We start from the raw sequence: 13,212 nt of genomic DNA on the forward strand, positions 1-13,212 counted from the left end.
ACCCCCGGCCGGGTGAACGGGGAATTCGCCCGGTACTTCTGCAAGGGGGAAACTTGCGCAGACGAGTGAAAAGGGCGTACGCGGCCACGGTCGCCACAGCGGCAGCCGTGGCCCTGGCGGCGGGTATGACCAGCCCGGCGTCGGCCGACGGCGAGCGGACGGCCGCGGCGTCCAAGCCGGCCTCGCTCACCGCCAAGCACCACATCACGCTGATCACCGGCGACCGGGTCGCCCTCGACGCCAAGGGCCGTGTCATCGGCCTGGAGCGGGCGAAGGGCCGTGAGGGCATTCCCGTCCAGGTCCGCAAGTTCGACGGCCACACCCTCGTGATCCCGGCCGACGCGGCCCGCCTGGTCGCCACCGGCAAGCTCGACCAGCGGCTCTTCGACGTCACCGAGCTGAACAAGTCCGCGACCCGCAAGGCCCAGCAGGAGGGCCTGAAGGTCATCGTCGGCTACCGGGGCAGCGCCGCCGCCACCAAGGCCGACGTCCGCGACGCGGGCACGCTGAGCCACTCGCTGAAGTCCCTGAACGCGGACGCCGTGCAGACGCCGCAGCAGGACGCGCCCGAGCTGTGGGACGCCGTCACCAACGGCGACAAGACCGCCTCCGGCATCGCGCACGTCTGGCTCGACGGCGTCCGCAAGGCCAGCCTCGACAAGTCCGTCCCGCAGATCGGCACCCCCAAGGCGTGGTCGGCCGGCTACGACGGCAAGGGCGTCAAGATCGCCGTCCTGGACACCGGTGTCGACGCCACCCACGACGACCTCAAGGGCCAGGTCGTCGGCGCCAAGAACTTCACCACCTCGCCCGACGCCACCGACAAGGTCGGCCACGGCACGCACGTCGCCTCCATCGCGGCCGGCACGGGCAAGAAGTCCGGCGGCAAGTACAAGGGCGTCGCGCCCGGCGCGAAGATCCTCAACGGCAAGGTCCTCGACGACGGCGGATTCGGCAGCGACTCCGAGATCCTCGCCGGCATGGAGTGGGCCGCCGCGGAGGGCGCCGACGTCATCAACATGAGCCTGGGCGGCGGCGACACGCCCGCGATCGACGCGCTGGAAGCGGGGGTGAACAAGCTCTCCGCGGAGAAGGGCGTCCTGTTCGCCATCGCCGCCGGCAACGAGGGCGACTTCGGCGAGCAGACCATCGGCTCCCCGGGCAGCGCCGCCGCGGCCCTGACCGTCGGCGCGGTCGACGACAAGGACAAGCTCGCCGACTTCTCCAGCCGCGGCCCCGGCATGGACGGCGCCCTCAAGCCCGACGTGACCGCGCCCGGCGTGGACATCACCGCGGCCTCCGCCCCGGGCAACCAGATAGCCCAGGAGGTCGGCGAGAAGCCGGCCGGCTACATGACCATCTCCGGTACGTCGATGGCGACCCCGCACGTCGCGGGCGCGGCGGCGATCCTGAAGCAGCAGCACCCCGAGTGGAAGTACACCGAGCTGAAGGGCGCCCTCACGGGCTCCACCAAGGGCGGCAAGTACACGCCGTTCCAGCAGGGTTCGGGCCGCATCCAGGTCGACCAGGCCATCAAGCAGTCCGTGATCGCCGACCCGTCGTCCGTGAGCTTCGGCGTCCAGCAGTGGCCGCACACCGACGACAAGCCGGTCACCAAGGAGCTGACGTACCGCAACCTCGGTACCAAGGACGTCACGCTGAAGCTGGCGTCGACCGCCACCAACCCGAAGGGCCAGGCCGCCCCGGCCGGCTTCTTCAAGCTCGGCGCCACCACGGTGACCGTCCCGGCGGGCGGCAAGGCGTCCGTCCCGTTCACCGTCAACACCAAGCTGGGCGGCACGCTCGACGGCGCGTACTCGGCGTACGTGACGGCGACGGGCGGCGGCCAGACGGTGCGCACGGCGGCGGCGGTGCAGCGCGAGATGGAGTCCTACGACGTCACCGTCAAGCACATCGGCAGGGACGGGCAGCCGACGGACGGCTACGACACCCAGCTCATGGGCTACGAGGGCCTGGGCAAGGACCGCTTCTTCCAGATGCCGGTCGCCGCTTCCGGCACGGCGACCCTGCGCCTGCCCAAGGGCACCTATCTGCTGAACAGCTTGGTCTTCCAGGACACGGATACCGCCGAGGGCGGCATCGACTGGTCGGTCCAGCCGAAGCTGGCGCTCACCAGGAACACCACCCTGACGATCGACGCCCGCAAGGCGAAGGCGGCCGACATCAGGGTGCCGGACGCACAGGCCAAGCCGCTGTCCGCGATGATCGAGTACGGCTACGCGCCGGCGGCCGGCTTCGGTGTCGCCCGCGACTCGTTCGCGGATCTGCGCATGGCCCACCTGGGTCCGGAGGTCTCCGGGCTGAGCCAGACCTGGAGCGGGCAGTGGACCAAGGGCGACACCGCCGAGTACAACGTGGCCACCACCGCCAAGGTCAAGAAGATCCAGGGCGACAAGGTCCGGCACTTCAAGGCCGGCGAACTCGCCACCGTGAAGCACGAAATGGGTGCGGCCGCGTCCGGTAAGACCGGCGACATGTTCACCGCCGGCATGCTCCCCGAAACCGTGACGTTCGGCGTCCCCGTGCAGCAGAAGCTGCCGAGCACCCGCACGATGTACCTCTCGACGTCGGACAAGGTCCAGTGGGCGTTCGACTTCACGCAGTACAAGGGCAAGGACGCGGACGGCAACTGGATCCCCGAGGCCGGCTACACGCTCGGTGACCCGCAGACGTTCAAGGCCGGCCAGAAGTACACGAAGACCTTCAACACGGCGGTGTTCGGCCCGCGTCTGAACGCCGAGTTCGGTGTCTTCCGCAAGGGCAACGCCCTCTACGGCTCGCTGCCGCTGTTCGCCGACGGCTCCGGGCACGCGGGCTCGTCCGAGTTCACATCGGTCGCCACGAACCTCTACCGCAACGGCACCAAGGTCGGCTCCAACACCGACCCGCTGTTCGGCGAGGAGTTCAAGGTCCCGTCCGGCGACGCCGAGTACAAGCTGACGACGTCGGTCAAGCGCAGCGTCAAGGTGGCGGCGGCCTCCACCCGGATCGACGCCAGTTTCACCTTCCGCTCCAAGAAGCCGTCGGGTGACGCGCGGGTGAAGCTGCCCGTCTCCACGGTCCGCTTCCAGGCCAAGACCGGCCTGGACAGCAAGGTCCCGGCCGGCAAGACGGCCGGCGTCCCGGTCACCGTCGAGGGCGCGGCCAAGGGCAGCAACCTGAAGTCGCTGTCGGTGTACGTGTCGTACGACTACGGCAAGACCTGGAAGAAGCTCGACGTCAAGAACGGCAAGATCACCGTCAAGAACCCCGAGAAGGGGAAGGCCATCTCCTTCCACGCCAAGATCGCCGACAAGAAGGGCAACAAGTCGACGATCTCGATCTACAACGCGTACTACGGCAAGTGATCCGTAGCGCCCGTCAGCGAACCGCCCGCCGGAAGAGAAGCGTCCGGCGGGCGGTTCGTGTTTCCGTGGTGCCATGACGGCCCACACAGTCGAGTACGTCCGGTACCGCGTCCCCGAGCAGCGTTCGGCGGAGTTCCTGGCCGCCTACGGCCGCGCCGCGGCCCACCTGTCCGCGTCTCCCCACTGCGTCGACTACGAACTGACGCACTGCGCGGAGGACCGGGAGCACTACGTTCTGCGCATCACCTGGACCTCGGCGCGGGACCACCTCGAAGGCTTCCGCGGGTCCGAACAGTTCCCCGGCTTCTTCGCCGAGATCCGCCCGTACGTCGAGAACATCGAGGAGATGGGGCACTACGAGCCGACCGCCGTGCGCGGCACCGGCTCCGCCGTCCCCACGCTGTACGACTGGGCGGGCGGCGCCGAGGCCTTCGCGCGCCTCACCGAGGTCTTCTACGGCAAGGTGTTGAAGGACGACCTCCTGGCCCCGGTGTTCGCGGGGCTGGCCCCCGAGCACGCCGAGCACGTCGCCCTGTGGCTCGGCGAGGTCTTCGGCGGTCCGCCCGCCTACTCGCAGAGCCAGGGCGGGCACGGCCACATGGTCGCCCGGCACGCGGGCAAGCACATCACCGAGCCCCAGCGCCGCCGGTGGGTGAACCTCATCCAGGACGCCGCCGACGAGGCGGGCCTGCCGGCCGACGCGGAGTTCCGCTCGGCGTTCGTGGCCTACGTGGAGTGGGGGACCCGGCTCGCCGTCCACTTCTCGAGCCCGGGCGCGAAACCCCCGGGGGAGCAGCCGGTGCCCTCCTGGACGTGGGGAGCGGCTCCGCCGTACCAGGGGTGAGGGGCGGGCGGACGTGCTCCGTCAGGCCGGCGGGGCGGACGACGCCCCGGTGCCCGAGCGCACCGCGTCCGCCCCCCAGCTCGCCAGCAGCCGCAGGGCCTCCGCAGAGGCGGAGTCCGGCTCGGCGTGGTACGTGATCAGGGACTGCTCGGCGTCGTCGACCAGGCGGAACGTCTCGAAGGACAGGGTCAGGTCGCCGACCAGGGGGTGGCGCATGCGCTTGACGCCGTAGCTCTTCTCCTTGACGTCGTGGGCGGCCCAGAGGCGGCGGAACTCCTCGCTCTTCACCGACAGCTCGCCCACCAGGGCGGACAGCTGAGGGTCGTCCGGGTGGCAGCCCGCGTCCATGCGCAGATAGCCGACGATGTCGGCCGCCTTCCGGTCCCACTCGACGAACAGCTCGCGGTAGTCGGGCCTGAGGAACACCAGCCGCGCCCAGTTCCGCTCCGGCGCCGGCAGTTCCGCCCAGTCGCCGAAGAGGGCCGCGGCCATCCGGTTCCAGGCCAGGATCTCCGAGCGGCGCCCGACGATGTAGGCCGGGACGCTGTCGATCGAGTCCAGCAGGTGCCGCAGCGCCGGCCGCACCTGCCGACCGCGCGCCGCCGGCTTCTTCTTGTGCTGCTTCGGCTTCGCCAGGTGCGTCAGGTGTGAGTGCTCGGCGTCGCTCAGCCGCAGGGCGCGCGCGATCGCGTCCAGCACCTCCGCCGAGACGTTGCGCCCGTTGCCCTGCTCCAGCCGCGTGTAGTACGCCACGGACACCCCGGCCAGCTGCGCCAGCTCCTCGCGACGCAGCCCCGGCACCCGCCGCCGCCCGAAGTCGGGCAGCCCCACGTCCTCCGGCTTCAGCCGGGCACGCCGGGTGCGCAGGAACTCGCTGAGCTCGGCACGCCGGTCCAGGCCGCCACCGGCCGTCTGTGCGGGTTCGGGCTGTTCGTCCATGCGTCCCAGTATTCATGGTCGTACGCACGGCAGCCTGACCCCGCCAGTGGTACGCACGCTGTGCGTACGCAAAAGCGTGGTCTGGGTGAAGGCGCGCGGCTCGGGCACGCTGGTGATCGTGCCCGGAAGAAGATTCAGAAGGCAGCCGGGCACAGACACTTTGCTAGGAGAAACCCCCGGCATGACCACTGTTGCTGCGTACGCCGCCCCCGCTCCCAAGGCTCCGCTGGAGCGCACCACCATCGAGCGCCGCCAGGTCGGCGAGTTCGACGTCCTGATCGACATCAAGTTCGCCGGCATCTGCCACTCGGACATCCACCAGGCCCGCGAGGGCTGGGGCGAGGCGATCTTCCCGATGGTCCCCGGCCACGAGATCGCCGGTGTCGTCGCCGAGGTCGGCCCCGGTGTGACGAAGTTCGCCGTCGGCGACCGGGTGGGCGTCGGCTGCATGGTCGACTCCTGCCGCGAGTGCGAGAACTGCAAGGCCGGCCGTGAGCAGTACTGCGTCCAGGGCAACGTCCCGACGTACAACGGCATCGGCAAGGACGGCGAGCCCACCTACGGCGGCTACTCGCAGAAGGTCGTCGTCGACGAGAACTTCGTCCTCCGCGTCCCCGACTCCCTGCCCCTCGACGTCGCCGCGCCGCTGCTGTGCGCCGGCATCACCCTTTACTCGCCGCTGAAGCGGTTCGGCGCCGGCCCCGGCAAGAAGGTCGCGATCGTCGGCCTCGGCGGCCTCGGCCACATGGGCGTGAAGATCGCGCACGCGCTCGGCGCCGAGGTGACCGTGCTGTCGCAGTCCCTGCGCAAGCGGGAGGACGGCCTGAAGCTGGGCGCGGACCACTACTACGCCACCAGCGACCCGAAGACCTTCGAGGAGCTGGCCGGCACCTTCGACCTGATCGTCTCCACGGTGTCGGCCCCGCTGGACTTCGGTGCCTACCTGTCGCTGCTGAAGACCGAGGGCACGCTGGCCAACGTCGGCGCCCCCGAGGAGCCCATCTCCCTGAACCTCTTCTCCGTGATCGGCGGCGGCAAGACCCTCGCCGGCTCCCTGATCGGCGGTATCGCCGAGACGCAGGAGATGCTGGACTTCTGCGCCGAGCACGGCCTGGGCGCCGAGATCGAGCTGATCCGCGGCGACCAGATCAACGAGGCGTACGAGCGCGTGCTGGGCAGCGACGTGCGCTACCGGTTCGTGATCGACACGGCCACCATCTGACCGGCCGAGAACCATGCGTCGAGGGCCCCCGGCCGCGCGCCGGGGCCCTCGCGCGCGCCCGGGATTCTCCGGTGCGCGAGGGCGGTGGAGCTTCTGGTGCACGAGGGCGGTGGAGCGGGGTACACGACGGGAGTGCCCCAGGGGGGTCCGCCAGGGGAGGCCCACCATGACCGTGCAGCTCAACCACACCATCGTCGTCTCCCACGACAAGCGCGCCTCGGCCCGGTTCCTCGCAGACATCCTCGGGCTCGACGTGAGCCCGCCCTACGGACCGTTCCTCCCGGTCGAGATCCCCAACGGCGTGACGCTCGACTTCATGGACAGCCCCGGCGCCATCACGCCGCAGCACTACGCCTTCCTCGTCTCGGAGGAGGAGTTCGACGAGATCTTCGCCCGCATCCAGGAGGCCGGTCTGACGTACTGGGCGGACCCCTTCCACAGCCGCCCGGGCGAGATCAACCACAACGACGGCGGCCGCGGAGCGTACTTCGACGACCCCGACGGCCACCGCCTGGAGATCATCACGAGGCCCTACGGCAGCGGCGGCTGACCCGGGTACGTCGTGCCGCTGCCGAGAAGCGGACCTGGGAGGGGCTGGGCGCTACCCGGTAGCGCTCGGCCGGTCCTGTTCCTCGAACGTCCATACGGCGTGGGCGCCCGGGCCGACGACGAGGGCCGAGTGGCCGATCCGCTCCTCGTGCCGGTACGGCACCGGCCGGTTCAGCGACATCTCGACCTGCCGCAGGCCCACCTGGTCGAGGGGCACGACGTCGAAGCGGATGGTGGTGCCGCCGCCCTTCGCGACGGCGCCCCCGCCCGGCAGCGACCGGACGGCGAACCCGCCGGCCTGAAGCAACGGCACCGTGGCGGCGAGGTCCCGCGCGGTCACCGCGAGCCGGATGCCGGTCACGTCCCGCATCAGACGGTCGCGGTAGGCGTCGGACAGGTAGCGCTCCCGGCCCACGTCACCGGGGTGTGCGGCGGGCTCGGTGTTGCCGCGCGGGTCGGCGAAGTACTCCGGCCGGTACTCCATGCCCCAGGCGCCGAACAGGTCGTACTGGTCGGTGGTGAACACGGCGTCGAACCACGGCACGGGCACGCCGTCCCCGAAGTCGCGTGTCTGCCGGAACTCGATCGGGTCGGTGACGCCCTGCTTCCGCAGCCGCTCGATCACCGTGGGCAGGTCCCCGGCGCGCTCGGTCGACACGGCCAGGCCGGCGGCGCCGAGGGTGCCGTCCTTGCCGGGCAGATCGCCCACGCCGAACAGCTCCAGGTAGGTCTCGCGGCCCATCAGATAGCGGCCCGTCCAGGTCTGCCCGCCGGATCCGGTCGTCGTGCGGACCTGGAAGTGGGCGAACTCCCGCAGGTAGGAGGAGTGCTCGATGGCGTCGGCGGTCGCGCGGTCGAGCACGCCGTAGGCGTGGTTGTAGAACAGAGACTGCCGTCCGGCCGCCGGCGCGCCCTCCTCGGCGTGCGCCGTGCCCTGGACCGCCCCCGCGAGGGCCAGGGCCACGACCATGATCACCTGTAACGCTCGTCTGAGAACCATGCGAAGGAGCGTAAGGCGGGAGGAGAGGATTCCGCCGCCGGAGCGGACACTCCGGGAGCTCAGGTCTTGGTCAGCGGGGAGCCCGGCGCGGGCGCGGGCGGGGACTCCTGCCCGCCCAGGTCCAGCCGGAACGGCGGGTACTGGTCGGTCAGCAGCGCGGCGTAGGCCGTCACGCGTGCCGTCCAGCGGGCGAGGCCGATCAGGAAGTCGAAGAGGTGCCGCGGGTAGCGGGCGGTGAACAGCAGGACGACCACCGCGACGAGGGAGAGGAAGGGCACCACCCCGCCGCCGCGCCAGCCGTCCCTCCCGTCCCAGCCCCAGCCGCCCCCGACGAACATCGCGACGACGATGTACTGCGGGATCGCCAGCAGCCACCACTTCACCAGCACCAGCCCGCGGGACAGCCGCTCCGGGTAGGCGACGTCGAAGTGCGCCGGGTAGTCGGGCACGTCGGCGAGGGTGAACGGCGGGTACCGGTCGGTGCCGAGCGCGGTGTGCGCGTAGTATCCGACGCGCCAGTTCCAGCGCAGCACGCCGACGCTGAAGTCGAAGAGGGGCCGCGGGTACCGGCCGGTGAACAGGATGGCGAAGAAGGCGATCACGGTCACGACGGCGAACGCGATCCACAGGAACACCAGCACGACGTAGTGCGGGACGGCGAGCAGCCACTTCACCAGCCACATCCACCGGGACAGCCGGGAATCGACGGACGCCTCCAGACGCACGGGCGAAGCGACGGCAGAATTCATGCGGCGGCACTCCTTTCGCCTGCAGAATCGCAGGCGGGCAGAGGCCCCGCGATCCGGGCGGGGCCGTTCGCGCGCCCCGGCCGCCTACGACGCAGCAGCGGCGGCCGTGTCCGGTTCGTCCGGGCCCGGATCGTCGGGGCCCGGTGCCTCCGCCGTCTCGACGAGCTGCTCGCGCACGTAGTTCCAGACCACGGCGATCAGCGCGGCGACCGGTACGGCGAGCAGGCTGCCGACGATGCCGGCCAGACTGCCGCCCAGCGTCACCGCCAGCAGCACCACGGCCGCGTGGAGACCGAGCCCCCGGCTCTGGATCATGGGCTGGAAGACGTTCCCCTCGAGCTGCTGCACCACGACGATGATCGCCAGCACGATCAGCGCGTCCGTCAGGCCGTTGGAGACCAGCGCGATGAGAACCGCGACGAAGCCGGCGAACAGCGCGCCGATGATCGGCACGAACGCGGAGACGAAGGTCAGCACCGCCAGGGGGAGCACCAGCGGGATGCCCAGGATCCACAGGCCCAGCCCGATCAGGACGGCGTCCAGCAGGCCGACGGCAGCCTGGGAACGCACGAAGGACCCCAGCGTGGCCCAGCCGCGCGCAAACACGGCCGGGACGTCCGTGGCGAGCCGGCCGGGCAGCTGACGGGCGAGCCAGGGCAGGAACCGCGGGCCGTCCTTGAGGAAGAAGAACATCAGGAACAGGGCCAGGACGGCGGTGACGACGCCGTTCACCACCGTGCTCACGCCCGTGACGACAGCGCCCACCATGCTGCCCAGACCCTCCTGGGCCCGGGCGACCGCGCTGTCGAAGGCCTGGTTGATCTGCGCGTCCCCGATGTTCAGCGGCGGCCCGGCGGCCCACTCGCGCAGCCGCTGGATGCCCTCCACCACACCGTCGGTCAGCTCACCCGACTGGGACGCCACCGGTACCGCGATCAACGCCACGACGCCAATGGCGACCAGCAGGAACAGCACGGTCACGACCGACGCGGCGAGCGCGGGCGGCCATCCGCGCCGCCGCAGGAACCGGGCCACGGGCCAGGTCAGCGTGGTCAGCAGCAGCCCGACGACGAGCGGCCACACCACCGACCACATCCGGCCCAACAGCCACAGCGCCAAGGCCAGTCCGGCGAACACCAGCAGCAACTCGGCGGAGACCCGCGCGGATATCCGCAACGCGGCACGGGATCGGGAGGTACTCAGGGGCGCAGTCACGGGGGCACCCTAGTGGGTCCCCGGGGGCTCGGGCCGTACCGGACCCCCGGGCACGCTGACGGTCGTCAGCCCTCGGCCCGGGCCACACCGACCGGACAGGACACGCCCGTGCCGCCGATGCCGCAGTAGCCCGCCGGGTTCTTGTCCAGGTACTGCTGGTGGTAGCCCTCCGCCGGGTAGAAGGGGCGGCCCCGCGCCGGGACGATCTCCGTGGTGATGGTGCCGTGGCCGGAGGCCGTGAGGACCTTCTGGTACGACGCGCGGGAGGCCTTGGCGGCGCCTTCCTGCTCGGGGGAGTGGGTGTAGACCGCCGAGCGGTACTGCGTGCCCACGTCGTTGCCCTGGCGGAAGCCCTGGGTGGGGTCGTGCGACTCCCAGAACGTCTTCAGGAGGCGGTCGTACGAGATCCGCCGCGGGTCGTGGACGACGCGCACGACCTCCGTGTGGCCGGTCAGGCCCGAGCAGACCTCCTCGTACGTCGGGTTCTCCGTGTGACCGCCCTGGTAGCCGACGAGGGTCGTCCACACACCGGCCGGGAGCTGCCAGAACCGGCGCTCGGCGCCCCAGAAGCAGCCCAGGCCGAAGTCGGCGATCTCCAGGCCCTCCGGGTACGGGCCGAGCAGCGGGTTGCCGAGGACGGTGTGGCGGTCGGGGACCGTGAACGCCGGCTCCGGGCGGCCGGGCAGCGCCTGCTCGGGGGTCGGCAGCTGGGGCGTACGGCTGTGCAGGAACATGCGTCTCCAATCGGCGTGACACCCGCACGGGGGCGACGCCCCTGCAACGTGCGGCGCCCGGGGGGAATTCCGCCCGGGCCGGCACGGCGGGAGCCCTTGCGGCGGGGCGGGAGTCCTTGCGGCCGGGGGGAGCCGTTGAGGATCGCCCGTGCTCAGTGGGGCAGGCTCGCCGGGTTGCCGCCGTTCGCCTCGTAGCCCGCCACCGCCAGCGCCCGGTACACCGCGAACTCCGCCGCCGGGTCGGCCGACAGGGTCCACGGCAGGGCGCCCACGTGGCCGTCGACGCGCACCAGCTGGTTCATGGCCTCCGCCCAGCGCTCACCGCGGACCAGGAAGAAGACCAGCATGTGCCGCACATGCGCCAGCATCGGGTCGTCGGGGCGGGCCGAGTGCACCGCGTGCAGCGCGCCGTGGACCGCCTTCGTGACGACCTCCGACTGCCAGAAGCTGCTGACCAGGGTCACCTCGGGGAGGTGCTCGAACACCGCGAAGAGGGGCATCGCCGCCAGCAGGGAACCCTGCGGGGCCCGGGCCGCCGCGGCCTCCGCGAACGAGTACGCCTGCTCACGCGAGCCGTGCCACTTCTCGCACCAGTAGTGCAGCGCGGCCAGGTGAGCCCCCATGTGGTTCGGGGCGCGGTCCAGGATCTTCAGCCACAGCTGCTCGAAGTCCTTCTGGGAGTAGCCCAGCCCGCGGGCCACCGACAGCTCCACGATGTACGGGATCGGATCGCCGGGGGCCAGCAGCGCCGCGTCGCCGCACGCCGCCTTCGCCTCCTCCATGATGATCCGGAACTCGTCCGTGCCGGGCGTCGCCGTCCGCCACGCCTGCTGCACCAGGAACTCGGCGTGCACCGCCGCGCCGCCCGCGTCCTTGGGCGCCTCGGCCCGCCACACCCGCAGCCACTGCCCGCCCGGCGCCTCGCTCACCCCGCCGGGGCGCCGCGCGAGCTCCAGCGAGGCCGCGCCCGCGAAGGCCTGCACGCGCTGCCAGCGCCGCTCGCCCTCCGACTCCGTACCCGCGAGGAGCTGCTGCGCCGCGCGGTAGTCCTGCGTGCGCTGCACCACGTCCAGGACGTCCAGCAGGTCCTGGTCCGGGCCGGGCATGCGGATGTCGAGCTCCTCCTCGAGGACGAAGCCGTAGTTCGCCGGGTCCGCGGCGTCCGGGTGGTCGGGCGAGACCAGCCCGATCGCACCGCGCCTGCGCCGAAGGAAGGGGAGCAGCACGAAGCCCAGCATGACCAGTGCGATCAGGACCCAGAGAATCTCCATGCAACAAGCGAACCAGACCGCGCCGACAATTGGCCAACCTGATCCGCGAACCTGTGGAAAACCCGGCCGCAGGGCTCGGGCCCGCCTGTGGAAAACCCGTCCCGGAGCCCCGCTCACCTCGTATTCCGGCACTCTTCGCGTCGGCGCACTACCCTCGGTGCCCATGAGCGAGAGGCACATCAGTCAGCACTTCGAGACGCTCGCGATCCACGCGGGCAACACCGCCGACCCCCTGACGGGCGCGGTCGTCCCGCCCATCTACCAGGTCTCGACCTACAAGCAGGACGGCGTCGGCGGCCTGCGCGGCGGCTACGAGTACAGCCGCAGCGCCAATCCGACCAGGACCGCGCTGGAGGAGAACCTCGCCGCCCTGGAGGGCGGCCGCCGCGGCCTCGCGTTCGCGTCCGGGCTGGCGGCCGAGGACTGCCTGCTGCGCACGCTGCTCACCCCCGGCGACCACGTGGTCATCCCCAACGACGCCTACGGCGGGACGTTCCGGCTGTTCGCCAAGGTCGTCGCCCGCTGGGGCGTGGAGTGGTCGGTCGCCGACACCAGCGACCCCGCCGCCGTACGGGCCGCCCTCACCCCGAAGACCAAGGTCGTCTGGGTGGAGACCCCGTCCAACCCGCTGCTCGGCATCACCGACATCGCCGCCGTCGCCCAGGTCGCCCGGGACGCGGGCGCCCGCCTCGTCGTCGACAACACCTTCGCCACGCCCTACCTCCAGCAGCCGCTCTCGCTCGGCGCGGACGTCGTCGTGCACTCGCTGACGAAGTACATGGGCGGCCACTCGGACGTCGTCGGCGGCGCCCTGATCACCGACGACGCCGACCTGGGCGAGGAACTGGCCTTCCACCAGAACGCGATGGGCGCGGTCGCCGGGCCCTTCGACTCCTGGCTGGTGCTGCGCGGCACCAAGACCCTCTCCGTGCGCATGGACCGGCACAGCGAGAACGCCACCAAGGTCGCCGACATGCTCACCCGGCACGCGCGCGTGACCAGCGTGCTGTACCCGGGCCTGCCGGAGCACCCTGGCCACGAGGTCGCGGCCAAGCAGATGAAGGCGTTCGGCGGCATGGTCTCGTTCCGTGTGCAGGGCGGCGAGGCGGCGGCCGTCGAGGTCTGCAACCGGGCCAAGGTGTTCACGCTCGGCGAGTCCCTCGGCGGTGTCGAGTCGCTGATCGAGCACCCGGGCCGCATGACCCACGCCTCCGCGGCCGGCTCGGCCCTGGAGGTCCCCGCCGACCTGGTGCGCCTGTCCGTCGGCATCGAGAACGCCGACGACCTGCTGGAGGACCTGCTGCAGGCCCTCGGCTAGCCG

The 13,212-nt window shown here is 71.3% G+C and carries 11 protein-coding genes; 5 read left to right on the forward strand and 6 right to left on the reverse strand.

Annotated elements, in window-relative coordinates:
• Positions 1-53 precede the first annotated feature (53 nt).
• Together C1703_RS25035 and C1703_RS25040 are read left to right on the forward strand one after the other, a co-directional pair.
• Positions 54-3,368 carry a S8 family serine peptidase gene (locus C1703_RS25035; RefSeq protein ID WP_232840584.1) on the forward strand — a complete coding sequence of 1,105 codons (3,315 nt, stop codon included), beginning with the start codon at positions 54-56 and terminating at the stop codon, positions 3,366-3,368.
• 73 nt (positions 3,369-3,441) lie between these two features.
• Positions 3,442-4,212, forward strand: a complete 771-nt coding sequence (locus C1703_RS25040) for an antibiotic biosynthesis monooxygenase (RefSeq protein WP_114254962.1) — start codon at positions 3,442-3,444, stop codon at positions 4,210-4,212.
• Between the two features lie 21 nt (positions 4,213-4,233).
• Here C1703_RS25040 and C1703_RS25045 read toward each other — a convergent pair whose 3' ends face one another.
• On the reverse strand, positions 4,234-5,151 hold the full coding sequence (locus C1703_RS25045) for a helix-turn-helix transcriptional regulator (protein ID WP_114254963.1): 918 nt from the start codon (positions 5,149-5,151) through the stop codon (positions 4,234-4,236).
• A gap of 181 nt (positions 5,152-5,332) precedes the next feature.
• Here C1703_RS25045 and C1703_RS25050 point away from each other — a divergent pair, with 181 nt between their 5' ends.
• Together C1703_RS25050 and C1703_RS25055 are read left to right on the forward strand one after the other, a co-directional pair.
• Positions 5,333-6,373 carry an NAD(P)-dependent alcohol dehydrogenase gene (locus C1703_RS25050; protein ID WP_114254964.1) on the forward strand — a complete coding sequence of 347 codons (1,041 nt, stop codon included), beginning with the start codon at positions 5,333-5,335 and terminating at the stop codon, positions 6,371-6,373.
• Between the two features lie 166 nt (positions 6,374-6,539).
• Positions 6,540-6,923 carry a VOC family protein gene (locus tag C1703_RS25055; protein WP_114254965.1) on the forward strand — a complete coding sequence of 128 codons (384 nt, stop codon included), beginning with the start codon at positions 6,540-6,542 and terminating at the stop codon, positions 6,921-6,923.
• A 51-nt stretch (positions 6,924-6,974) separates the two neighbouring features.
• Here C1703_RS25055 and C1703_RS25060 read toward each other — a convergent pair whose 3' ends face one another.
• The 5 genes from C1703_RS25060 to C1703_RS25080 all read right to left on the reverse strand — a co-directional run bounded on the left by C1703_RS25060 (position 6,975) and on the right by C1703_RS25080 (position 11,891).
• Positions 6,975-7,898, reverse strand: a complete 924-nt coding sequence (locus C1703_RS25060; RefSeq protein WP_198678446.1) for a DUF5829 family protein — start codon at positions 7,896-7,898, stop codon at positions 6,975-6,977.
• Between the two features lie 83 nt (positions 7,899-7,981).
• Complete coding sequence (locus C1703_RS25065) at positions 7,982-8,671, reverse strand: DUF4389 domain-containing protein (protein ID WP_114254967.1); 690 nt, start codon at positions 8,669-8,671, stop codon at positions 7,982-7,984.
• An 84-nt stretch (positions 8,672-8,755) separates the two neighbouring features.
• The gene (locus tag C1703_RS25070) at positions 8,756-9,886 is read right to left on the reverse strand and encodes an AI-2E family transporter (RefSeq protein WP_232840585.1); all 1,131 of its coding nucleotides are present in this window, start codon (positions 9,884-9,886) and stop codon (positions 8,756-8,758) included.
• Positions 9,887-9,951: 65 nt separating this feature from the next.
• On the reverse strand, positions 9,952-10,620 hold the full coding sequence (msrA, locus tag C1703_RS25075) for a peptide-methionine (S)-S-oxide reductase MsrA (protein WP_114254968.1): 669 nt from the start codon (positions 10,618-10,620) through the stop codon (positions 9,952-9,954).
• Positions 10,621-10,772: 152 nt separating this feature from the next.
• A complete protein-coding gene (locus C1703_RS25080) occupies positions 10,773-11,891 on the reverse strand; it encodes a hypothetical protein (RefSeq protein ID WP_114254969.1) in 1,119 nt (372 codons plus the stop codon).
• A gap of 163 nt (positions 11,892-12,054) precedes the next feature.
• On the opposite strand from C1703_RS25080, the gene C1703_RS25085 reads away from it, so the two are divergent.
• Complete coding sequence (locus C1703_RS25085) at positions 12,055-13,209, forward strand: cystathionine gamma-synthase (protein ID WP_114254970.1); 1,155 nt, start codon at positions 12,055-12,057, stop codon at positions 13,207-13,209.
• Positions 13,210-13,212: the final 3 nt, after the last annotated feature.

The sequence above is a fragment of the Streptomyces sp. Go-475 genome, from assembly GCF_003330845.1.
Classification (GTDB): domain Bacteria; phylum Actinomycetota; class Actinomycetes; order Streptomycetales; family Streptomycetaceae; genus Streptomyces.

Excerpts from the sequence above, each read along its gene's own strand:
- C1703_RS25040 (WP_114254962.1), top strand. The coding sequence starts at position 3,442 with ATGACGGCCCACACAGTCGAGTACGTCCGGTACCGCGTCCCCGAGCAG.
- C1703_RS25065 (WP_114254967.1), bottom strand. The coding sequence starts at position 8,671 with ATGAATTCTGCCGTCGCTTCGCCCGTGCGTCTGGAGGCGTCCGTCGAT.
- C1703_RS25045 (WP_114254963.1), bottom strand. The coding sequence starts at position 5,151 with ATGGACGAACAGCCCGAACCCGCACAGACGGCCGGTGGCGGCCTGGAC.
- msrA (WP_114254968.1), bottom strand. The coding sequence starts at position 10,620 with ATGTTCCTGCACAGCCGTACGCCCCAGCTGCCGACCCCCGAGCAGGCG.
- C1703_RS25050 (WP_114254964.1), top strand. The coding sequence starts at position 5,333 with ATGACCACTGTTGCTGCGTACGCCGCCCCCGCTCCCAAGGCTCCGCTG.
- C1703_RS25055 (WP_114254965.1), top strand. The coding sequence starts at position 6,540 with ATGACCGTGCAGCTCAACCACACCATCGTCGTCTCCCACGACAAGCGC.
- C1703_RS25085 (WP_114254970.1), top strand. The coding sequence starts at position 12,055 with ATGAGCGAGAGGCACATCAGTCAGCACTTCGAGACGCTCGCGATCCAC.
- C1703_RS25080 (WP_114254969.1), bottom strand. The coding sequence starts at position 11,891 with ATGGAGATTCTCTGGGTCCTGATCGCACTGGTCATGCTGGGCTTCGTG.